This is a genomic window from Pseudomonas sp. B37(2017) (genome assembly GCF_002112885.1).
Lineage (GTDB): Bacteria > Pseudomonadota > Gammaproteobacteria > Pseudomonadales > Pseudomonadaceae > Aquipseudomonas > Aquipseudomonas paraglycinae.
In genome coordinates this window covers 118,024-138,451 of the sequence record NZ_NEIX01000012.1, presented here as the reverse complement: position 1 = coordinate 138,451, position 20,428 = coordinate 118,024, and the positions used below count along the sequence as shown (strand labels likewise).

Here is a 20,428-nt window from a genome sequence, read left to right as displayed (position 1 = left end):
TAAGGAACCACAGATAATGGCTATCGAGATCAAAGCCCCCACTTTCCCGGAATCGGTTGCCGATGGCACCGTTGCCACCTGGCACAAACAACCGGGCGACGCCGTCAAGCGTGACGAACTGATCGTCGACATCGAAACCGACAAAGTCGTACTGGAAGTGCTGGCTACCGCCGACGGCGTGCTGGGCGCAATCGTCAAGGGCGAGGGCGAAACCGTCCTGTCCGACGAAGTGCTGGGCTCCATCGTTGAAGGCGGCGCTGCTGCCGCCGCTCCGGCTGCCGCTGCTGCTCCGGCCGCTGCTGCCGCTGCTCCAGCCGCCGATGGCGAAGACGACCCGATCGCAGCTCCAGCCGCGCGCAAGCTGGCTGAAGAGAACGGCATCAACATCGCTTCCGTTGCCGGCACCGGCAAAGGCGGTCGCGTGACCAAGGAAGACGTGGTTGCAGCCGTTGCTGCCAAGAAAGCCGCTCCGGCTGCCGCGCCTGCCAAGGCTGCTGCTCCGGCCGCCGCCGCTCCTGTGTTCGCCGCTGGCGACCGCATCGAGAAGCGCGTTCCGATGACCCGCGTTCGTGCCACCGTTGCCAAGCGTCTGGTTGAAGCTCAATCGAACATGGCGATGCTGACCACTTTCAACGAAGTCGACATGACCGAAGTCATGGCCCTGCGTTCGAAGTACAAGGACCTGTTCGAGAAGTCCCACAACGGCGTACGCCTGGGCTTCATGTCGTTCTTCGTGAAGGCTGCCACCGAAGCGCTGAAACGCTTCCCGGCTGTCAACGCTTCGATCGACGGCAACGACATCGTTTACCACGGTTATGCCGACATCGGCGTCGCCGTTTCCAGCGACCGTGGCCTGGTGGTTCCGGTTCTGCGTAACGCCGAACACATGAGCCTGGCTGAAATCGAAGGCGGCATCGCCACCTTCGGCAAGAAAGCCCGTGACGGCAAACTGTCGATGGACGAAATGACCGGCGGTACCTTCACCATCACCAACGGTGGTACCTTCGGTTCGATGATGTCGACCCCGATCGTCAACCCGCCGCAGGCAGCGATTCTGGGCATGCACAACATTATCCAGCGTCCGATGGCCATCAACGGTCAGGTCGTGATCCGTCCGATGATGTACCTGGCACTGTCCTACGATCACCGTCTGATCGATGGCAAAGAAGCTGTAACCTTCCTGGTGACCATCAAGAACCTGCTGGAAGATCCGGCTCGTCTGTTGCTGGATATCTGATAGAAGCAGTCACGCGCTGCAAGCTTCAAGCTGCGGGAAAACGCAGCCTGGCTTGCAGCGCGCGGCTTGAAGCTTTTCGCTAAAGAGGATTTTTTGAATGTCGCAGAAATTTGACGTAGTAGTGATCGGTGCGGGCCCTGGCGGCTACGTGGCAGCTATCAAGGCCGCGCAACTCGGCCTGAGCACTGCCTGCATCGAGAAGTACACCGATGCTGAAGGCAAGCAAGCCCTGGGCGGCACCTGCCTGAACGTAGGCTGCATTCCTTCCAAGGCGCTGCTGGACAGCTCCTGGAAATACAAGGAAGCGAAAGAAAGCTTCAACGTCCACGGTATCTCGACCGGCGAAGTCAAAATGGACGTCGCAGCGATGGTTGGCCGCAAGGCTGGCATCGTCAAGAACCTGACCGGCGGTGTTGCCACCCTGTTCAAGGCCAACGGCGTTACTTCGATCCAGGGCCACGGCAAACTGCTGGCCGGCAAGAAAGTCGAAGTCACCAAGCCGGACGGCTCGGTTGAAGTCATCGAAGCCGAAAACGTCATCCTGGCTCCAGGCTCGCGTCCGATCGACATTCCACCGGCTCCGGTCGATCAGAAAGTCATCGTTGATTCGACTGGCGCTCTGGAATTCCAATCCGTACCTAAACGTCTGGGCGTGATCGGCGCTGGCGTGATCGGTCTGGAACTGGGTTCGGTATGGTCGCGTCTGGGCTCCGAAGTGGTTGTTCTGGAAGCACTGGACACCTTCCTGATGGCAGCGGACACCGCTGTTTCCAAGGAAGCGCTGAAAACCCTGACCAAACAGGGTCTGGACATCAAACTGGGCGCTCGCGTAACCGGCTCGAAAGTGAACGGCGACGAAGTCGTTGTGAACTACACCGACGCCAACGGCGAACAGACCATCACTTTCGACAAGCTGATCGTAGCCGTTGGTCGCCGTCCGGTGACCACTGATCTGCTGGCTGCCGACAGCGGCGTGACCCTGGACGAGCGCGGTTTCGTGCACGTTGACGATCACTGCGCCACCACCGTACCGGGCGTTTACGCCATCGGCGACGTGGTTCGCGGCATGATGCTGGCTCACAAGGCCTCGGAAGAGGGCATCATGGTTGTCGAGCGCATCAAGGGCCACAAGGCCCAGATGAACTATGACCTGATCCCTTCGGTTATTTATACTCACCCGGAAATCGCATGGGTCGGTAAAACCGAGCAGGCCTTGAAAGCTGAAGGCGTTGAAGTTAACGTCGGCACCTTCCCGTTCGCAGCATCCGGCCGTGCCATGGCCGCCAACGATACCGGTGGTTTCGTCAAGGTCATCGCCGATGCCAAGACTGACCGCGTATTGGGCGTGCACGTGATTGGCCCGAGCGCTGCAGAACTGGTTCAGCAGGGCGCGATCGGTATGGAATTCGGCACCAGCGCTGAAGACCTGGGCATGATGGTTTTCTCCCATCCGACCCTGTCTGAAGCCTTGCACGAAGCAGCTTTGGCAGTGAATGGCGGCGCCATCCACATTGCCAACCGCAAGAAGCGTTAAGACACAATAAGAAACCACGGCGGTACGGCCCGTCGTGAGCCTTGCGTGCAAGACTCACCGCGGAATGTCCGCTGGACGCAGCCTTGCGTAGCTGCACCGGGTATCCGGAAAGGCTACGCAAGCAGCAGTCACAGGTGGCGCGGCACTCATAAAGAGCGCAGCGCCGAATGCGCAGTACCTAACGAAGACGGTAAAAAGCATGAATCTTCACGAGTATCAGGGTAAGCAGCTGTTCGCTGAATACGGCCTGCCAGTTTCCACTGGTTTCGCAGTAGACACCCCGGAAGCAGCAGCAGAAGCTTGCGACAAAATCGGCGGCAACGAGTGGGTTGTCAAAGCCCAGGTTCACGCCGGTGGTCGCGGTAAAGCGGGCGGCGTCAAGCTGGTTCGCAGCAAAGAAGACGCCAAAGCCTTCGCACAGCAGTGGCTGGGCAAGCGTCTGGTGACTTACCAGACTGACGCCAACGGCCAGCCAGTCACCAAGATCCTGGTTGAATCGTGCACTGATATCGCTAAAGAGCTGTACCTGGGCGCTGTCGTTGACCGTTCGAGCCGTCGCATCGTGTTCATGGCCTCCACCGAAGGTGGCGTGGACATCGAGAAAATCGCTCACGACACTCCAGAAAAAATTCTGAAAGCCACTATCGATCCACTGGTTGGCGCTCAGCCATTCCAGGGTCGCGAGCTGGCATTCCAGTTGGGTCTGGAAGGCAAGCAGGTTGCTCAGTTCGCCAAGATCTTCGTAGGTCTGGCCAAGCTGTTCAAGGATCACGACCTGGCTCTGCTGGAAGTGAACCCGCTGGTGATCAAGGCTGACGGCGATCTGCACTGCCTGGACGCCAAGATCAACATCGACGCCAACGCAATGTACCGTCAGCCTAAGCTGAAGACTTTCCACGATCCGTCGCAGGACGATCCGCGCGAAGCGCACGCTGCCAAGTTCGAACTGAACTACGTAGCGCTGGAAGGCAACATCGGCTGCATGGTGAACGGTGCCGGCCTGGCCATGGGTACCATGGACATCGTCAACCTGCACGGCGGCAAGCCAGCCAACTTCCTCGACGTAGGCGGTGGTGCTACCAAAGAACGCGTAACCGAAGCTTTCAAAATCATTCTGTCCGACAGCAATGTCGCTGCAGTACTGGTTAACATCTTCGGCGGCATCGTTCGTTGCGACATGATTGCCGAAGGCATCATCGGTGCAGTGAAAGAAGTCGGCGTGAAAATCCCGGTTGTTGTTCGTCTTGAAGGCAACAACGCTGAACTGGGCGCTAAAGTACTGGCAGAAAGCGGTTTGAACATCATCGCTGCTACCAGCCTGACCGACGCTGCTCAACAAGTCGTTAAAGCTGCGGAGGGCAAGTAATGAGCGTCCTGATCAATAAAGACACCAAAGTAATCTGCCAGGGCTTCACCGGTGCGCAGGGTACTTTCCACTCCGAGCAAGCCATTGCCTACGGCACCAAAATGGTTGGCGGCGTGACTCCAGGCAAAGGTGGCACCACTCACCTGAACCTGCCTGTGTTCAACACCGTGAAAGAAGCTGTAGAAGCCACTGGCGCCACCGCCAGCGTCATCTACGTTCCGGCTCCTTTCTGCAAGGACTCGATCCTGGAAGCTGCTTTCGGCGGCATCAAGCTGATCGTCTGCATCACCGAAGGCATTCCTACCCTGGACATGCTGGACGCCAAAGTTAAGTGCGACGAACTGGGTGTTACCCTGATCGGCCCTAACTGCCCAGGCGTGATCACCCCAGGCGAATGCAAGATCGGCATCATGCCAGGTCACATTCACTTGCCAGGCAAGGTCGGTATCGTTTCCCGTTCCGGCACCCTGACCTACGAAGCTGTGAAGCAGACTACTGACGCCGGTTTCGGTCAGTCGACTTGCGTCGGCATCGGTGGTGACCCGATCCCGGGTTCGAACTTCATCGACATCCTGAAGCTGTTCCAGGAAGACCCGAAGACCGAAGCGATCGTAATGATCGGCGAGATCGGCGGTTCGGCTGAAGAAGAAGCGGCTGCCTACATCAAGGCACACGTGACCAAGCCGGTTGTTTCCTACATCGCTGGTGTGACTGCTCCTCCGGGCAAGCGCATGGGCCATGCTGGCGCAATCATCTCCGGCGGCAAAGGCACTGCAGACGAGAAATTCGCTGCTCTGCAAGACGCAGGCGTGAAAACCGTGCGTTCGCTGGCAGACATCGGCAAGGCCTTGGCCGAGCTGACTGGCTGGGAAGTGAAGAAGTAAGCTTCGGCTGACTTCTCTGCTCCAGCAACAGAGGCCACCTTCGGGTGGCCTTTGTCGTTTCTGGGGTTCGGGTGGACGATGGCAACTTATAAGCACTCACCCAATAACATGCAAAAACGCGACACGGAAACGTCGCGTATCGGATAGTTCGCCCTCTAACAGTGCGTTTGTCAGGCAAATTCGTTAGGCTAGCAGCCATTTTTGCGTCTGCCGCCCACAAGGCATGCAACGCGCTAAACGGGTCAGTCTTATACGGATTGACAGCATTTCCCTAACCCCACAGGGAAATCCCCCTCTAAATTCCGATTCAGTAGTGTGGTATTTCCTTAATGAAAGTTTTGAAAGGTCAGGACATCCTGGCACTTGGCTTTATGACATTCGCCCTGTTCGTCGGGGCCGGCAACATCATCTTCCCGCCTATCGTCGGTTTGCAGTCCGGGCCAAACGTCTGGATGGCGGCGCTGGGCTTCCTGATCACGGCGGTCGGTTTGCCGGTGGTCACCGTGGTCGCACTGGCCAAGGTCGGTGGCGCCATGGACGCCCTGAGCAGCCCGATCGGCAAGATCGCTGGCGGCGTACTGGCAGCGGCTTGCTACCTGGCAGTCGGCCCGCTGTTCGCCACCCCGCGTACCGCGACCGTTTCCTTTGAAGTGGGTCTGGCGCCGTTGACCGGCGAGAGCCCGCTGGCACTGTTCCTCTACAGTTCGGTGTACTTCCTGCTGGTGTTCTTCATCTCGCTCTACCCTGGGCGTCTGCTGGACACCGTCGGTCGTTTCCTCGCGCCGCTGAAGATCATCGCCCTGGCCGTGCTCGGCATCGCCGCGTTCGCACTGCCGGCCGGTGATATCGGCGTTGCCACTCCGGAATACGTTGCGGCACCGTTCTCCCAAGGCTTCATCAATGGTTACCTGACCATGGATACCCTGGGCGCGCTGGTGTTCGGCATCGTCATCGTCAATGCGATCCGCTCCCGTGGCGTAGAGTCGCCAGCACTGATCACCCGTTACGCGATCATCGCCGGGCTGATTGCCGGCGTCGGTCTGGCGCTGGTGTATGTCAGCCTGTTTCGTCTGGGTTCCGGCAGCCATGAAGTGGCGGCGGGCGCGACCAACGGCGCGGCGGTGCTGCACGCTTACGTGCAACACACCTTCGGTTCGCTGGGCAGTGGCTTCCTCGCTGTGCTGATTTCCCTGGCTTGCCTGGTGACCGCTGTCGGCCTGACCTGCGCCTGTGCCGAATACTTCAGCCGCGTACTGCCGCTGTCGTACAAGACCCTGGTGATCATCCTGGCGGCGTTCTCGCTGCTGGTGTCCAACCTGGGCCTGACCAAGCTGATCGCGTTCTCGATCCCGGTGCTGACCGCGATCTACCCGCCGTGCATCGTGCTGGTGGCCCTGAGCTTCTGCGCTGCGTTCTGGCATGAGCAGAGCCGTATCATGGGCCCGGTGATGTTGGTGTCGTTCGTGTTTGGCACCATCGATGCGTTGAAAGGCGCCGGTCTGGCGGACTGGATGCCATCGCAACTGGCCCACCTGCCGCTGAGCGAGCAAGGTCTGGCGTGGCTGGTGCCGTGCATGATGACCCTGGTGGTTGCTGTGGTTTGCGACCGCCTGCTGGGCAAACGCGCCGAAGCACTCGCCTAAGATTGCCGGGCCGCCACAAGCGGCTGCCGAGCGATTAAACAGAAATGCCCCGTATCAATCGATACGGGGCATTTTTTATGGGCTTCAGGCAGTGTCTTTTTCCCTCGACTAACGTCGAAGGGGAGCCGAAATCTTCATCACAGGGAATTGCATGTCGTTCATCCAAGCCAACCTGATCCATCTGCTGGCCGCGCTCTGGTTTGTCATCTGCTGGGGCGGTTACACCCGCTATGCCACCTGGAAGGCCCGTGACACCGCGTGCCTGGCCAGCGTGCTGCACCTGTACCGCGAAGACTGGATGCGCCGCATGCTGCTGCGCGACAACCGCATCGCCGATGCCAGCGTGATCGGCAACCTTGAGCGCAACGCCTCGTTCTTCGCCTCCAGCACGCTGATTATCCTGGCGGGCATTCTGACCGTGCTTGGCGCGTCCGAGCGCGCGGTGTCGCTGTTGGCGGACATTCCGATGGTGCAACAGGCCTCGCAGGGCATGTCGGAGATCAAGTTGCTGTGCCTGGCGCTGGTGTTCGTTTACGCCTTCTTCACCTTCAGCTGGTGCATGCGCCAATACAATTTCGCCGCCATTCTGGTCGGCTCGGCCCCGATGATCGGTGAGCGGCAAGTCTCGGAGCAGGAGCGCAAGGCGTTCGCCTCACGTGCTGCTCGGGTGATTTCGATGGCGGCCAACCAGTTCAACTTCGGTCTGCGTTCCTATTACTTCGGCATGAGCATGCTGGCGTGGTTCGTCAGCCCGTGGCTGTTCATGTTGATGAGCGCAGGCGTGGTGCTGGTGTTGTATCGCCGGGAGTTTCATTCCGACGTGCTCGATGTAATGGTCTATACCCCTACAGAGGCGCCATTGCCCGAAGCGAACAAAGAGGCTGCTTGATGAGTATTCCGTTCTGGTGTGTGTTTATCAGTGCATTGTTGATCTACGTGGCGCGGATGCCGCTCGGCAAGGCCATGAAAGAGCAGGGTGGTTACAACAACCATCTGCCGCGTCAGCAACAGGCGCAACTCACCGGTTACGGGGCCCGGGCGCTGGCGGCACATCAGAACAGCATCGAAGCCTTCATCCTGTTTGCGGTTGGTGTGCTGATGGCGCATACCACGCAGACGGCGGGATGGCTGATCGATACCTTGGCGATCATCTTCGTGATCTCGCGGATTTTCTATTTGTGGTTTTACCTGGCGGATATTCCCACGCTGCGCAGTCTGGTCTGGTTGGTCGGCTTAGTGTGTTCATTGTTGCTGATGATTAGTCCGACTTTTAGAACTGTTTTGCTCTAAGACCGCATCGGCAAAAAATGACTGGCAAAAGAAAACCCGCACTTGGCGGGTTTTCTTTTTTGCCAGCCAGAAGCGGCTTATTGCTTCTTGGCAGCTTCTTCTTGCGCTGCAGCGTTCGATTCGGCCTGAGCTTTGGCAGCTTCGGCGTTTTCTTTCGCTGCGTCGTTCACTTTATCCTGAGCTTTGTTCATGTCTTGCTGAGCTTGTTCAGCATGTTGGTTGGCATCTTGAGCTTTGTCCTCGGATTTTTTATCGCAGGCAGCGAGACCGAGGGAAGCGGTCAACATCAAGGCAATAGCTAAAGTCTTACGCATGGGGTGTTTCTCCTTATGGAAAATAACTACTGGCCTTAAGAGCTCAGGCCCAAGGCTTAAGTTCCTCATTTCTTTCAGATATATAAGTTTGTTTTGCAATGGAACTTTTGCTGTTCTTTCCACTACTGGGAATGGCGACTAACAAGAGTAATTGTCAAATGGCCGAAAACCCCGTTTTTGAGCGTGCGACACGGTTTCTCTCGGCCTTGCGCCACTGTCAGGTGCTGGGATTGAAGGTGCACAGCGCAAGTAGTGAAGGCCTGACGGTGGTGCTGCCGTACAGTGCGCAAATCGTTGGCAACCCGCTGACCGGCGTCATCCACGGCGGGGCGATCACGTCGCTGATGGACACCGCGTGCGGCATGTCGACCCTGTGCGTTCTGCCGGAATTCGAAGTCTGCCCGACCCTCGATCTGCGCATCGACTACATGCACGCCGCCGAGCCGCATAAAGATGTGTATGGCTTCGCCCAATGCTATCGAGTCACCACCGATGTGATCTTCGCTCGCGGGTTTGCTTACCAGGATGATCCGGAACAACCGATTGCCCACGTCGTCGGCACCTTCATGCGCATGGGCAAGGGCCTAAAAGGCACCAAAGGCTTTGGTGGCGCGATCAAGGGAGAAAATCCATGAGCGATGATTTCAAGCAGCAACTGCAAGAGGCGCACGAGAAGGGTGACTACGCGCCGCTGCTGAAACTGATTCCCTATGCCGGACTCATCGGTGTCGAGTGTTCGCGGGTCGGTGATGACTTACTGTTCAAGCTGCCAGCCAACAAGGACAACATTGGTAACCCTTTATTGCCGGCGATCCACGGCGGGGTGATTGCCGGGTTCATGGAGCTGTCCGCCGCCCTGCACCTGCTGATTTTCACCGGTGCGCCGGGTGTGCCGAAGATTATCGATTTCTCCCTCGATTACCTGCGGGCCGGGCAGTTTCGCGACACTTGGGCCCGGTGTCAGGTCTGCCGTCAGGGCCGGCGAGTGGCCAACGTCGCAGTCACGGCCTGGCAAAGCACCGAAAGCGAACCGATTGCCACCGCCCGTGCTCACTTCAAAATCGATGAGCCCTTGAAATCCTGAACCACGCCCCCAACTCACAGAACAACCCGCCGCCGACCAGCAAGGTCGCGGCCAATGCCATCTGATTGGAGTTTGATGACCATGAGTGTGGAAACTCAAAAGGAAACCCTGGGCTTCCAGACCGAGGTGAAGCAACTGCTGCACCTCATGATCCATTCGCTGTATTCCAACAAGGAAATCTTCCTTCGCGAATTGATCTCGAACGCCTCTGACGCTGTCGACAAATTGCGCTTCGAAGCCCTGGCCAAGCCTGAGTTGCTCGAAGGTGGCGCTGAACTGAAAATCCGTGTGAGCTTCGACAAGGACGCCAAGACCGTCACCCTCGAAGACAACGGCATCGGCATGAACCGCGACGATGTGATCACCCACCTGGGGACCATCGCCAAGTCCGGCACTGCCGATTTCATGAAAAACCTGTCCGGCGATCAGAAGAAGGATTCGCACCTGATCGGCCAGTTCGGTGTGGGCTTCTACTCGGCCTTCATCGTCGCTGACAAAGTTGACGTGTACAGCCGTCGCGCCGGCACCGCCGCCAGCGAAGGCGTGCACTGGTCGTCGAAAGGCGAGGGCGAGTTCGAAGTCGCCACCATCGACAAGCCGGAGCGCGGCACCCGCATCGTCCTGCACCTGAAATCCGGTGAAGACGAGTTCGCTGATGGCTGGCGTCTGCGCAACATCATCAAGAAGTACTCCGACCACATCGCGCTGCCGATCGAGCTGCCGAAAGAAGTGGCCGCTGCCGAGGGCGAAGAGAAGCCTGAAGTTGAATGGGAAACCGTCAACCGCGCCAGCGCCCTGTGGACCCGTCCTCGCACTGAAGTGAAGGACGAGGAATACCAGGAGTTCTACAAACACATCGCTCACGACTTCGAAAACCCGCTGTCGTGGAGCCACAACAAGGTCGAAGGCAAGCTCGAGTACAGCTCGCTGCTGTACGTGCCGGCCCGCGCGCCGTTCGATCTGTACCAGCGTGAAGCGCCGAAAGGCCTGAAGCTGTACGTGCAGCGCGTGTTCGTGATGGATCAGGCCGAGTCGTTCCTGCCGCTTTACCTGCGCTTCATCAAGGGCGTGGTCGACTCCAACGACCTGTCGCTGAACGTGTCGCGGGAAATCCTGCAGAAAGACCCGATCATTGACTCGATGAAGTCGGCGCTGACCAAGCGTGTTCTGGACATGCTGGAAAAACTGGCGAAGAACGAGCCTGAGCAATACAAGGGCTTCTGGAAAAACTTCGGTCAGGTCATGAAAGAAGGCCCGGCAGAAGATTTCGCCAACAAGGAAAAAATTGCCGGTCTGCTGCGTTTCGCATCGACCAACGGCACCGATGGCGAGCAGATCGTCGGTCTGGCCGAGTACCTGGCGCGCGCCAAGGAAGGTCAGGACAAGATCTACTACCTCACCGGCGAAACCTACGCGCAGGTCAAGAACAGCCCGCACCTGGAAGTCTTCCGCAAGAAAGGCATCGAAGTGCTGCTGTTGACCGACCGTATCGACGAGTGGCTGATGAGCTACCTCAGCGAGTTCGACGGCAAGAGCTTTGTCGACGTCGCGCGCGGTGACCTGGATCTGGGCAACCTGGACTCGGAAGAGGACAAGAAGGCCGCAGAAGAAGTCGCCAAGTCGAAAGAAGGTCTGGTCGAGCGTCTGAAAACCGCACTGGGCGACTCCGTTGCCGAAGTCCGGGTTTCCCATCGCCTGACGGATTCGCCGGCCATTCTGGCCATCGGCGAGCAGGACCTGGGTCTGCAAATGCGTCAGATCCTCGAGGCCAGCGGGCAGAAGGTGCCGGATTCGAAGCCGATCTTCGAATTCAACCCGAGCCACCCGCTGATCGCGAAGCTCGACAACGAAACCAGCGAAGAGCGTTTTGGCGACCTGTCGCACATCCTCTTCGACCAGGCCGCGCTGGCGGCTGGCGACAGCTTGAAAGACCCGGCCGCTTACGTGAGCCGCCTGAACAAGCTGCTGGTCGAGCTGTCCGCTTGATCAAACTGTAGAAAAACCCGCTTCGGCGGGTTTTTTCATTCTGGTGTTCAACCAATCAGGAGTCAGAAATGAGCCAAGTCACTGTACGTTCCGTGGTCTATCAGATTGACGGCCAGCCTTATGAAGGTCGCCTGGCGTTCGACGCCGAGCACAAAGGCGCGCGTCCGGGTCTGTTGATGGCGCCGAACTGGATGGGTGTCAGCGCTGGCGCTGAAGAGATCGCCAAATCGGTGGCGGCCAAGGGTTATGTGGTGCTGATCGCTGACGTGTACGGCCAGGCCGTGCGTCCGCAGAATGCCGATCAGGCCGGTGCGGCAATGATGCCGCTGAAGAATGACCGCGCGCTGCTGCGCAAGCGTATGCAGGCCGCGTTCGACCAGTTGCAGAAGCAAGGCGAGGCGGCGGTCGATACCTCGAAACTGGCGGTATTCGGTTTCTGCTTCGGCGGTTGCTGTGCGCTGGATCTGGCGCGCACCGGTGCGCCGGTGAAAGCGGCAGTGTCGTTCCACGGCACGCTGGATTCGCCGAACCCGGCGGACGCGAAGAACATCAAGGGCTCGGTACTGGTGTTGCACGGTGCTTCCGACCCGCTGGTGCCGAAAGAGCAGTTGCCGGCATTCGAGGACGAGATGAATGCGGCTGGCGTGGACTGGCAGTTGCTGAGCTACGGCGGCGCGGTGCACTCGTTCACCGATCCGCACGCGAATGTGCCGGGCAAGATGATGTACGACGCGAAGACCGCAGGGCGGGCGTTCAAGTCGATGCATGACTTGCTGGAAGAAGTGTTCAAGGGCTGAATCGGCTGAACGCACTCCCACGCCTGGCGTGGGAGTGTTGCTTTACAGCGGTGTCGGTTCGCTGCGCGATTTAGGCAGCTCGATCCGCTCGACTTCCCCCGGCACCGTCGGCCAATCCCCGGCCGCCCACTTGCGCCGCGCCTCATCGATCGCCGCCGGATCGCTCGCGACAAAATTCCAGTTGATCCGCCGTGGCCCATCCAGTGGCGCGCCACCAAACAGCACCGCGTGGCTATCGCTCTCGGCAAACAGGCTCATCTCTTCCCCGGTTGGCAACACCACCAGTGCATGGGGTTCGACCGCTTCGCCATTCAATTGCACATCACCGCTCAAAACGTACAGCGCCCGCTCTTCATGCTCGGTCGGGATCAGTAGTGTGGTCGCGGTTTGCATCTTCAATTCGGCGTACAGCGTAGGAGAAAGCACCGGCACCGGCGATTCCAGGCAAAAGCCTGACCCGGCGATCATGCGGATCTGCACGCCGAGGTTATCGCTGACCGGCAAGGTCGAGGCCGGGTGATGGCTGTAATGCCCCGGGCCTTGTTCGTGATCCTTGGGCGAGGCGAGCCAGATTTGCAGGCCGTGCATCTTGAAGCTTTGTTCCCATAGCGGTTCGGGCGTGCGCTCGACGTGAGCGATCGCCGTGCCGGCTGTCATCCAGCTGACATCGCCGGCGCTGACCACCTGATCCGAGCCCAGGCTGTCCTTGTGCTGGATCTGCCCGTCGAACAAATACGTGAGGGTCGACAGACCGATGTGCGGGTGCTGTCGGATGTTCATGCCTTTGCCCGCCGGATAAACCGTTTCGAGCATGTGGTCGAAAAACACGAAAGGTCCGACGCTGCGGCATTTGGCTGACGGCAGCGGGCGCAGAATCGGCTGGCCTTCGACGTCTTCGGCGCGCGGGCGGATGATCAGGGGTTGGGTGTCCATGTTCCATTCCAGGCTTGGCGGGTGATGCGTGGAGCATAACCCGCCGGTGTCGTCGGGGTGATTACTGGCTGTCGAAGCCGACTGGCGCGTGGGTTTCGATGGTGACTTCGCTGGTGGTCATCAGCTTGTGGATCGGGCAGCGATCGGCGACGCGCAGCAGTTCTTCGCGCTGGGCATCGGTGAGCACGCCTTTGAGGGTGAGGGTCACGTGCAGGGCGTATTTGCCTTTCTGTTCCTGACTGTTGTCGCGTTTGACCTCAACGCCGACGCCGGTCAGCGGGATGTCCTTTTTCTTCGCGTACAGCTTCAGGGTCAGAGCCTTGCAGGCGCCGAGAGCGGCGTCGAAGTAATCGTGCGGCTCCGGAGCCGAGCCTTCGCCGCCGGCAGTGGTCGGGACATCGGCAAACAGCTCATGCTCATCGATCTGTACGGTGTGGCGAAAACCTTCGGCGGACACGGTATTGACGGTAACGGTCATGTGAACCTCGCAAGCTGTAGGAAAAGGGATTCGATCAAAAAAGACCTTGCAGGTATAGAGCATTCCCACACAGTCGCGTTCCACTTTCTTGCCGGGTGAACCCTCGTTGCCCGGCGAGGGTCTAGGCTATGCCTGTCTGCCGGAGAATGCTTGTGTCCGTGTTTCGTTTGAGTCTTGCCTGCCTGATGGTTTTTACCGGCGTCGCCAGTGCCCGGGATTACACCTACAGTGACGCGCACCTGCATTACGTGGATTTTTTCCAGGAAACCGCCGGCATGCCGAAATTGCTGACGGCCATGAAGGAAAACTCCATCGAGCACGTGATGATTTCCGGCATTCCCGTGGCGAAGAAATGGCACGAAGACGAGCCGAAGCGCCCGCGTTACTACGCCGGTGACGACGCCGACGCCTATTGGTACAGCGCGACTGACGTGATCGTCGCCGACGCGGTGCAGAAACTCGCACCGGAGCAGCGCCAGTACTTTCACCCGTTTCTTTCAGGCTTCAACCCCAACGACAAGAACTCCGCCGCGCACATCCAGCGCATGCTCGATCTGTATCCCGGCTTGTGGCAGGGCATCGGCGAGGTCTTCACCCGTCACGACGACCTCACGGCGCTCACCTCGGGTGACACGCCGCGTGCCAACAACGAGGCCATGACCCGCATCTATCACCTGGCCGCCGAAAACGATTTGCCGGTGATGCTGCATTCCAACATCACCTCCAAGCGTGAGAAGAATCCGCTGTACCTGAAGGAAATCGAAGAGCCGCTGCGTAATCATCCGCACACCCGGTTTATCTGGGCGCATGCCGGCACCAGTGCTGAAATCCATCGTCATCAGACGCAGCTGGATTTTCTGCTGCCGACACTTACGCGAATGCTGGAGGCGTACCCGAACCTGTTCATTGACCTGTCATGGAGCCTGCTGAAGCCTTATTTGCTGGACGAAAAGGGTCAACCGCGAGCGGAGTGGGTGCAACTGGTGGAGCGCTATCCGGATCGCTTCATGATCGGTTCCGATGTAGTCGGGCGATTCAACAAACTCGGTAAGGAAATCCACGGCTTCAAGCCGTTTCTCGATGCATTGCCCGAGGCGGTAGCGGAAAAAGTCGCGCGGGACAACTTCCTGGCGATCTTGCCGCGAACAGCGCTCAAGTCCGGCAAACCCGCGCTGAATCGTTAATGCGCCAGGTTCGAAGTATCGAGGCCTTTTGATATCACGTTTTGGTCTTACGCAATTTTCCAAAGGGCCGATACCTTCTAGAGCAACCAGCTGCAGGGTTGATGCAGCGCTTTTGGAAGGAACCAGAGCAATGAGTATCCGTAGTCTCAATATTGCGCCCCGGGCCGGGCTGGGTTTTGGCGTGCTGGCGCTGATGGTGTTTGCCCTTGGCGCGTTCGCCCTGCTGCAGATGTCGAACATGCGCGCGCAGTCCGACGAGGTCGACAATAACTGGCTGCCCAGCGTGATGGCGGTGGGCGAGATGAGTCAGGACATGCTGCGCTTGCGTGCGCTGACCATGCGCCTGTTGCTCAATCGCGATCCGCAGGCGCTGGATCAGAATGTGGCCAAGCTCAATGATTTGCGCGGTGTGCTGAGTGAAGCCCAGCAACGTTACGACATCCTGATCGTATTGCCCGAAGAGCGCGCGCTGTTCGACCGCTTCAAAGTTGCCGAACACAAGTACCTGGAGCTTCAGGCGCAGGTGATGACGTTATCTGCTCAGGGACGAGTGGAAGAGGCCGCCGCCATTCTCAACGGACAGATGAGCCCGCTGGCGGACGAAATTGCGGTGAGCCTGCGTGAGCTGGTCGAGCTGAACAAGCACAACGCCAACCTCGCCACGGAGGCCGCACGGCTGGTGTTCACCAATTCCCGGGTCTGGGTCGGTGTGATGATCGGCATCACCGCGCTGATTACCATCGCGCTGGCGTTGTTGCTGACCCGCAGCATCGTGCTGCCGCTGTCGCAATCGCTCAATGTCGCGGAAGTGGTGGCCGGTGGCGATCTGACCGGTGATATCAACATCTCCGGTAAGGACGAGCCAGCGCGGCTGCTGCACGCGCTCAAGAGCATGCAGCACAACCTGCGCGACACCATCCGCCGAATCTCGGAGTCCTCCAGTCAGCTGGCTTCGGCCTCGGAAGAGTTGAGCTGCGTCACCGAGGATGCGACGCGAGGGCTGCACCAGCAGAGTCTGGAAATTGAACAGGCGGCCACGGCGGTCAATCAGATGACCGCCGCGGTGGAGGAGGTGGCGAGCAATGCCGTCGCGACTTCCGAGGCTTCCCGTGAGTCTGATCGCATTGCCCAGCATGGTCGCGAGCAGGTCCAGCAGACGGTATCGTCCATCGAGTTGCTGGCACACGATGTCACCGCCAATGCCACGCAGGTGGAGGATCTGGCGCAGAAGGTCTACAGCATCAGCAAGGTGCTGGATGTGATCCGCTCGATTGCCGAGCAGACTAATCTGCTGGCGTTGAACGCGGCGATCGAGGCTGCGCGGGCGGGGGATGCCGGGCGGGGTTTTGCGGTGGTGGCGGACGAGGTGCGGGCGCTGGCCCATCGCACTCAGCAATCGACGCAGGAGATCGAACAGATGATCGGCGGCATCCAGCAGGGCACCGATTCGGCGGTCAGCTCGATGCAACAGAGCAACGTTCGGGCGCGCTCGACCCTGGAGTTGGCGAAGGCGGCTGGCGTGGCGCTGGAGGAAATTGCTTCGGCGTTCACCTTGATCAACGAGCGCAACCTGGTGATCGCCAGTGCGTCGGAAGAGCAGGCGGCCGTGGCGCGGGAAGTCGATCGCAATCTGATGAACATTCGTGACCTGGCGATGCAGACCTCGGCCGGGGCCAATCAGACCAGTGCCGCGAGTCAGGAGTTGTCGCGGCTGGCGGTGGATCTGAACAGCATGGTCGCCAAGTTCTCGGTTTGATCAGCGTTCGACAGGCGAAAAAAAGCCCCGCGTTTGCGGGGCTTTTCGTTGAATTAGCTGCCTTTGACCGTCTTGCCGTTGACCGTGCCGTCGAGGAGCATGATGTTGTACTCCTTGCCGTCGGTTTCGACCTGTTGCAGGCGAACCAGCAGATAATCCCAGTCCTTGGCGAACCACAGGACGGTGATGCGCTTGCTTTGTGTCGGATCGCGGACGCGCTCGACCTTGATCGCATCGATCTGGCCAGCCTTGGTTTCGACTTTCTCCGAACCCAGCACGCGGAAGTCGTAGGTATCGACTTCACCATCATCGACCACCTGATAGCTCATGCTTTTCTTGCCGGCGGCCACGTCATGCTGCAGCGCCAGTTGATAGGTGGATTTGTCGACCATGCCGCGGTTGAGCGGGATTTTCACCGCGTCGCCGCGGTCGGTGCCGGTCACCAGCTTGTTGGCCCAGTCGAAGTCCAGGTCAGCCTTTTTCGCTTTGCCCAGACCACCGCGTTCGAAGTGGTAGGACTGTGGCAGCAGGGTGTCCTTGTCCAGGGTCAGGGTGCTTTCCTCGGACAGGCTGGCAATCATCATCGAAGCCTTGAAGCTGAGCTTCCAGACGCCGTTGGCCTGTTTGGTCAGGCTGCGTTCGGCAGTGCCGCTCATGGGCAGCTGCTTCCAGTCGGCGGTGTAGCTGGCGGAGAACGGTTGAAGGTCTGCCGCCTGGGCAAAAGGCAGGGCGAGCAGAGCGCAAGCGAAGAGCAGGGCGCGACGCATAAAATCTCCTAGTTTCGAATCAAGTGACCGCTGGCCCCGAGTAGCTGGCCATCCAGTAAAGCACCTTGCTCGCCGAGGCTCAGCCGTCCTTCGGCGAACCAGCGTACGGCCATCGGGTAGATCAGGTGTTCCTGAACGTGAACCCGTTGCGCCAGACTTTGCGGCGAATCGTGCAACTCTACCGGTATTACTGCCTGTACGACCAGTGGTCCGCCATCGAGTTCCTCGGTGACGAAGTGCACGGAGCAGCCGTGTTCGGCGTCGCCGGCTTCCAGCGCGCGCTGATGCGTGTGTAACCCTTTGTATTTGGGTAGCAGCGACGGGTGGATGTTGAGCAGGCGACCCTGGTAGTGACGGACGAAGTCAGCGCTGAGAATGCGCATGAAGCCGGCCAGTACCACGAGTTTGGGGTTGAATTCGTCGATCAGTTCGATCAGAGCGGTATCGAAGGCCTCGCGGCCCTCGAATCCCTTGTGATCCAGCGAGCGGGTGGCGATACCCGCGTCACTGGCGCGTTGCAGGCCGTAGGCGTCGGCGCGGTTGGAAATCACCGCAGCGATGCGGACCGGGCTGTCGCCGGTCCGCGTGCTGTCGATCAGGGCCTGCAAGTTACTGCCGGTGCCGGACAACAGCACCACGACATCACAGGTCTGGGACATCAGTGAGCCTTGAGGTTCTTCAGTTCGACCTGAGCCGCGCCTTCGGCAGCGACAGCGATCTGACCGATGACCCAAGGCTGCTCGCCGGCGTCACGCAGGGTGTTCAGGGCAACTTCAACGTGCTCCTGAGCCACGCAGATCACCATGCCCACGCCGCAGTTCAGCACGCGGTGCATTTCGGTTTCGTCGACGTTGCCTTTCTCTTGCAGCCAGTCGAAGACGGCCGGGCGGTTCCAGCTGGCCACGTCAACCACGGCTTGAGCGCCTTTTGGCAGAACGCGCGGGATGTTGTCCAGCAGGCCGCCACCGGTGATGTGGGCCATGGCCTTGACCGCGCCGGTGTCCTTGATCAGCTTGAGCAGCGGCTTCACGTAGATGCGGGTCGGGGCCATCAGCAGTTCGGTCAGCGGCTTGCCGTCGAGCTGAACGGTTTCGATGTCGGCGCCGGACACTTCGATGATCTTGCGGATCAGCGAGTAGCCGTTGGAGTGCGGGCCGGACGATGGCAGGGCGATCAGGGCATCACCGGTGGCGACTTTCGAGCCGTCGATGATTTCGGCTTTCTCCACGACGCCGACACAGAAACCGGCCAGGTCGTAGTCTTCGCCTTCGTACATGCCAGGCATTTCAGCGGTTTCGCCGCCGACCAGCGAGCAGCCAGCCAGTTCGCAGCCTGCACCGATACCGGTAACCACGGTGGCAGCTACGTCGACGTTCAGTTTGCCGGTGGCGTAGTAGTCGAGGAAGAACAGCGGCTCGGCGCCGCACACCACCAGATCGTTGACGCACATGGCGACCAGGTCCTGGCCGATGCTGTCGTGCTTGTTCAGGTTCAGCGCCAGGCGCAGCTTGGTGCCGACGCCGTCAGTACCGGAAACCAGCACCGGCTGCTTGTAACCGGCCGGGATCTCGCAGAGGGCGCCGAAACCGCCCAGGCCGCCCATGACTTCCGGGCGCGCAGTGCGCTTGGCGACGCTCTTGATGCGTTCGACCAATGCTTCACCGGCGTCGATGTCTACACCGGCGTCCTTGTAGCTCAGGGAGGGTTGCTTGCTCATGATCCAGGCCTTTAGGGGAGGGGATTCAGGGGTAACGACCGAGTTCAGCGGGAACGCCGAATCCGACAGGGGCGATTGCCTCACGCGAAGTTCGGGGTGCCCGGCTGTTGCCGGTCTGCGAAGGCGCGCGATTTTATCAGGCTTGAGGGGCAGCGGCCATCCTCACGCCGACGGGCAGGGGCATATCGATGGAAAAATTTTGCAATTGACGCTGTGGATGACATCACGGGTGCCTGTATAAGGAACCGTCTATCGTTAGGACTGTGCAAAAACTTACCGACCGCGTGTGAATGTTTTGCGACGGCCTGTGGTCACAGGCTTGCCACAACTGTACACGCGGCCTGTTCCAGCCGCTCTTGTCGACGGGAATTCTCCATGCGTTTTTGTAAATGGCTGTTAGTAGGTGGCTTGTCTCTGATCAGCCTGGCGAGCCAGGCCGAAAATCTCAAAGGTCTTTATCAGGTGCGCGAACCGGTCACGGGTCAGTCGCCGGAGGAGCGCGATCGCGCGACCCAGGCTGCGCTGGATACGCTGGTGCTGCGCCTGACCGGCGACCCGAAAGCCCCGCAGAACCCGGGGCTGGCGCCGGTTCGCAAGGATCCGCAGCAGATCATCAGTCAGTTCGGTTTCGATGCGGGGCCGCCGGAAGTGCTGAAAGTCGATTTCGACCCAGGAACCACCGAGCAGGCGTTACGCCGCGCCGGGCTGGCGCTGTGGGGTGCCAATCGGCCCTCGATCCTGAGCTGGTGGCTGAATGATTCGACCGAGGGGGCGAGTCTGGTGGGCGACGGTCAGGCCAGCGCCGCGCCTTTGCGTCGTGCGGCCCAGCACCGTGGTTTGCCGTTGCGCCTGCCGCTGGCGGACTTGAGCGAGCAATTGGTCGCCACGGCGCCGGCGATCGAGGGTGCCGACCCGGCGCCCTTGCGCAATGCTTCCGAACGCTACAACGCTGACGCCTTGCTCGCCGTGCATGCCCGCGAAGACGGCGGGCAATGGCAGGCCAAATGGCAATTGTGGCTGGGCGATAAAAAAGAGGCGGGCAACGTGCAGGGCGCGGATCAGGCCGCCGTGGCCGATGCGGTGATGCTGGCGGTCACTGAACGCCTGGCGCCACGCTTTGTGGCCAAGCCGGGCGCGTCCGGCCAGCAGACCCTGGAAGTGCAGGGCATGAATCTGGAGCACTACGCGGCGCTGCTGCGGTTACTCGAACCGTTCGGCGTGCGTCTGCAGAGTGTCGATGCCGATCGCATCCTGTATCGGGTCAACGGCAGCGCTGATCAGTTGCGGGCGCAATTGTCGCTGGCGAAGCTGCAGGAGCTGCCGGCCGAGGCGCCGGTTCCGGTCGCTGCGCCTCAGCCTGCGGTCGCCGGGGCGCCGCCAGTTGCTGCGCCGACGCCGACACCGGTGGCGCCGTCGTTGCGGTTCCGCTGGTAGGTTTTCTTTCTTATATATAAGCAA

At 59.7% G+C, this 20,428-nt stretch carries 20 protein-coding genes; 14 read left to right on the top strand and 6 right to left on the bottom strand.

The genetic code is table 11. From position 1 onward, the window contains the following. Nucleotides 1-16: 16 nt before the first annotated feature. The 7 genes from odhB to CAF90_RS25265 all read left to right on the top strand — a co-directional run bounded on the left by odhB (nucleotide 17) and on the right by CAF90_RS25265 (nucleotide 7,954). A complete protein-coding gene (odhB, locus tag CAF90_RS25295; protein ID WP_007959031.1) occupies nucleotides 17-1,237 on the top strand; it encodes a 2-oxoglutarate dehydrogenase complex dihydrolipoyllysine-residue succinyltransferase in 1,221 nt (406 codons plus the stop codon). Between the two features lie 97 nt (nucleotides 1,238-1,334). Next, nucleotides 1,335-2,771: a dihydrolipoyl dehydrogenase gene (gene lpdA / locus CAF90_RS25290; RefSeq protein WP_007959030.1), complete on the top strand. Its 1,437-nt coding sequence runs from the start codon at nucleotides 1,335-1,337 to the stop codon at nucleotides 2,769-2,771. Between the two features lie 199 nt (nucleotides 2,772-2,970). Beyond that, the gene (gene sucC, locus CAF90_RS25285) at nucleotides 2,971-4,137 is read left to right on the top strand and encodes an ADP-forming succinate--CoA ligase subunit beta (RefSeq protein ID WP_007959029.1); all 1,167 of its coding nucleotides are present in this window, start codon (nucleotides 2,971-2,973) and stop codon (nucleotides 4,135-4,137) included. Beyond that, the gene (gene sucD / locus CAF90_RS25280) at nucleotides 4,137-5,021 is read left to right on the top strand and encodes a succinate--CoA ligase subunit alpha (RefSeq protein WP_007959025.1); all 885 of its coding nucleotides are present in this window, start codon (nucleotides 4,137-4,139) and stop codon (nucleotides 5,019-5,021) included. The genes sucC and sucD overlap by 1 nt, the downstream gene beginning before the upstream one ends. A 329-nt stretch (nucleotides 5,022-5,350) precedes the next feature. After that, entirely contained in the window at nucleotides 5,351-6,664 is a 1,314-nt protein-coding gene (gene brnQ, locus CAF90_RS25275) for a branched-chain amino acid transport system II carrier protein (RefSeq protein ID WP_085608855.1), read from the top strand. Nucleotides 6,665-6,815: 151 nt separating this feature from the next. Further along, entirely contained in the window at nucleotides 6,816-7,553 is a 738-nt protein-coding gene (locus CAF90_RS25270) for a DUF599 domain-containing protein (protein ID WP_085608854.1), read from the top strand. Continuing rightward, a complete protein-coding gene (locus tag CAF90_RS25265) occupies nucleotides 7,553-7,954 on the top strand; it encodes an MAPEG family protein (protein ID WP_085608853.1) in 402 nt (133 codons plus the stop codon). Before CAF90_RS25270 ends, CAF90_RS25265 begins: the two co-directional genes overlap by 1 nt. Before the next feature lie 77 nt (nucleotides 7,955-8,031). On the opposite strand, the gene CAF90_RS25260 is transcribed toward CAF90_RS25265, so the two are convergent. Next, nucleotides 8,032-8,268 (bottom strand): hypothetical protein, encoded by a 237-nt coding sequence (locus CAF90_RS25260; RefSeq protein ID WP_007959016.1) that lies wholly within the window; start codon nucleotides 8,266-8,268, stop codon nucleotides 8,032-8,034. 158 nt (nucleotides 8,269-8,426) lie between these two features. Between CAF90_RS25260 and CAF90_RS25255 the strand changes: the two genes are divergently transcribed. From CAF90_RS25255 to CAF90_RS25240, 4 genes are all read left to right on the top strand, one after another. Beyond that, the gene (locus CAF90_RS25255) at nucleotides 8,427-8,903 is read left to right on the top strand and encodes a PaaI family thioesterase (RefSeq protein ID WP_085608852.1); all 477 of its coding nucleotides are present in this window, start codon (nucleotides 8,427-8,429) and stop codon (nucleotides 8,901-8,903) included. Beyond that, complete coding sequence (locus CAF90_RS25250; protein WP_007959014.1) at nucleotides 8,900-9,352, top strand: PaaI family thioesterase; 453 nt, start codon at nucleotides 8,900-8,902, stop codon at nucleotides 9,350-9,352. The genes CAF90_RS25255 and CAF90_RS25250 overlap by 4 nt, the downstream gene beginning before the upstream one ends. Before the next feature lie 81 nt (nucleotides 9,353-9,433). Continuing rightward, nucleotides 9,434-11,338, top strand: a complete 1,905-nt coding sequence (htpG, locus tag CAF90_RS25245) for a molecular chaperone HtpG (protein ID WP_085608860.1) — start codon at nucleotides 9,434-9,436, stop codon at nucleotides 11,336-11,338. Nucleotides 11,339-11,406: 68 nt separating this feature from the next. Then, complete coding sequence (locus CAF90_RS25240) at nucleotides 11,407-12,135, top strand: dienelactone hydrolase family protein (protein ID WP_085608851.1); 729 nt, start codon at nucleotides 11,407-11,409, stop codon at nucleotides 12,133-12,135. Nucleotides 12,136-12,177: 42 nt separating this feature from the next. Here CAF90_RS25240 and CAF90_RS25235 read toward each other — a convergent pair whose 3' ends face one another. Beyond that, nucleotides 12,178-13,068, bottom strand: coding sequence for a pirin family protein (locus CAF90_RS25235; protein ID WP_085608850.1), 891 nt, complete (start codon nucleotides 13,066-13,068; stop codon nucleotides 12,178-12,180). 61 nt (nucleotides 13,069-13,129) lie between these two features. Beyond that, nucleotides 13,130-13,546 (bottom strand): OsmC family protein, encoded by a 417-nt coding sequence (locus CAF90_RS25230; RefSeq protein ID WP_007959010.1) that lies wholly within the window; start codon nucleotides 13,544-13,546, stop codon nucleotides 13,130-13,132. A gap of 128 nt (nucleotides 13,547-13,674) precedes the next feature. Between CAF90_RS25230 and CAF90_RS25225 the strand changes: the two genes are divergently transcribed. Beyond that, nucleotides 13,675-14,730, top strand: a complete 1,056-nt coding sequence (locus CAF90_RS25225) for an amidohydrolase family protein (protein WP_085608849.1) — start codon at nucleotides 13,675-13,677, stop codon at nucleotides 14,728-14,730. Between the two features lie 130 nt (nucleotides 14,731-14,860). After that, complete coding sequence (locus CAF90_RS25220; RefSeq protein WP_085608848.1) at nucleotides 14,861-16,486, top strand: methyl-accepting chemotaxis protein; 1,626 nt, start codon at nucleotides 14,861-14,863, stop codon at nucleotides 16,484-16,486. A 53-nt stretch (nucleotides 16,487-16,539) separates the two neighbouring features. Here the strand turns inward: CAF90_RS25220 and CAF90_RS25215 are convergent, their stop codons facing one another. Genes CAF90_RS25215 through purM form a run of 3 tightly spaced genes read right to left on the bottom strand, consistent with a single transcriptional unit; the run spans nucleotide 16,540 to nucleotide 18,970 of the window. Continuing rightward, on the bottom strand, nucleotides 16,540-17,253 hold the full coding sequence (locus CAF90_RS25215; RefSeq protein WP_007950391.1) for a DUF3108 domain-containing protein: 714 nt from the start codon (nucleotides 17,251-17,253) through the stop codon (nucleotides 16,540-16,542). A gap of 8 nt (nucleotides 17,254-17,261) precedes the next feature. Further along, a complete protein-coding gene (purN, locus tag CAF90_RS25210; protein ID WP_085608847.1) occupies nucleotides 17,262-17,912 on the bottom strand; it encodes a phosphoribosylglycinamide formyltransferase in 651 nt (216 codons plus the stop codon). Next, nucleotides 17,912-18,970 carry a phosphoribosylformylglycinamidine cyclo-ligase gene (purM, locus tag CAF90_RS25205; RefSeq protein ID WP_007950393.1) on the bottom strand — a complete coding sequence of 353 codons (1,059 nt, stop codon included), beginning with the start codon at nucleotides 18,968-18,970 and terminating at the stop codon, nucleotides 17,912-17,914. The genes purN and purM overlap by 1 nt, the downstream gene beginning before the upstream one ends. Nucleotides 18,971-19,345: 375 nt before the next feature. On the opposite strand from purM, the gene CAF90_RS25200 reads away from it, so the two are divergent. Beyond that, nucleotides 19,346-20,404, top strand: a complete 1,059-nt coding sequence (locus CAF90_RS25200; protein ID WP_085608846.1) for a DUF2066 domain-containing protein — start codon at nucleotides 19,346-19,348, stop codon at nucleotides 20,402-20,404. The last annotated feature ends 24 nt before the right edge of the window (nucleotides 20,405-20,428 follow it).

Excerpts from the sequence above, each read along its gene's own strand:
- CAF90_RS25215 (WP_007950391.1), bottom strand. The coding sequence starts at position 17,253 with ATGCGTCGCGCCCTGCTCTTCGCTTGCGCTCTGCTCGCCCTGCCTTTT.
- CAF90_RS25200 (WP_085608846.1), top strand. The coding sequence starts at position 19,346 with ATGCGTTTTTGTAAATGGCTGTTAGTAGGTGGCTTGTCTCTGATCAGC.
- purM (WP_007950393.1), bottom strand. The coding sequence starts at position 18,970 with ATGAGCAAGCAACCCTCCCTGAGCTACAAGGACGCCGGTGTAGACATC.
- sucD (WP_007959025.1), top strand. The coding sequence starts at position 4,137 with ATGAGCGTCCTGATCAATAAAGACACCAAAGTAATCTGCCAGGGCTTC.
- CAF90_RS25225 (WP_085608849.1), top strand. The coding sequence starts at position 13,675 with ATGCCTGTCTGCCGGAGAATGCTTGTGTCCGTGTTTCGTTTGAGTCTT.
- CAF90_RS25230 (WP_007959010.1), bottom strand. The coding sequence starts at position 13,546 with ATGACCGTTACCGTCAATACCGTGTCCGCCGAAGGTTTTCGCCACACC.
- sucC (WP_007959029.1), top strand. The coding sequence starts at position 2,971 with ATGAATCTTCACGAGTATCAGGGTAAGCAGCTGTTCGCTGAATACGGC.
- CAF90_RS25250 (WP_007959014.1), top strand. The coding sequence starts at position 8,900 with ATGAGCGATGATTTCAAGCAGCAACTGCAAGAGGCGCACGAGAAGGGT.
- CAF90_RS25265 (WP_085608853.1), top strand. The coding sequence starts at position 7,553 with ATGAGTATTCCGTTCTGGTGTGTGTTTATCAGTGCATTGTTGATCTAC.
- CAF90_RS25220 (WP_085608848.1), top strand. The coding sequence starts at position 14,861 with ATGAGTATCCGTAGTCTCAATATTGCGCCCCGGGCCGGGCTGGGTTTT.
- CAF90_RS25235 (WP_085608850.1), bottom strand. The coding sequence starts at position 13,068 with ATGGACACCCAACCCCTGATCATCCGCCCGCGCGCCGAAGACGTCGAA.
- CAF90_RS25240 (WP_085608851.1), top strand. The coding sequence starts at position 11,407 with ATGAGCCAAGTCACTGTACGTTCCGTGGTCTATCAGATTGACGGCCAG.
- CAF90_RS25260 (WP_007959016.1), bottom strand. The coding sequence starts at position 8,268 with ATGCGTAAGACTTTAGCTATTGCCTTGATGTTGACCGCTTCCCTCGGT.
- purN (WP_085608847.1), bottom strand. The coding sequence starts at position 17,912 with ATGTCCCAGACCTGTGATGTCGTGGTGCTGTTGTCCGGCACCGGCAGT.
- CAF90_RS25270 (WP_085608854.1), top strand. The coding sequence starts at position 6,816 with ATGTCGTTCATCCAAGCCAACCTGATCCATCTGCTGGCCGCGCTCTGG.
- brnQ (WP_085608855.1), top strand. The coding sequence starts at position 5,351 with ATGAAAGTTTTGAAAGGTCAGGACATCCTGGCACTTGGCTTTATGACA.
- lpdA (WP_007959030.1), top strand. The coding sequence starts at position 1,335 with ATGTCGCAGAAATTTGACGTAGTAGTGATCGGTGCGGGCCCTGGCGGC.
- odhB (WP_007959031.1), top strand. The coding sequence starts at position 17 with ATGGCTATCGAGATCAAAGCCCCCACTTTCCCGGAATCGGTTGCCGAT.
- CAF90_RS25255 (WP_085608852.1), top strand. The coding sequence starts at position 8,427 with ATGGCCGAAAACCCCGTTTTTGAGCGTGCGACACGGTTTCTCTCGGCC.
- htpG (WP_085608860.1), top strand. The coding sequence starts at position 9,434 with ATGAGTGTGGAAACTCAAAAGGAAACCCTGGGCTTCCAGACCGAGGTG.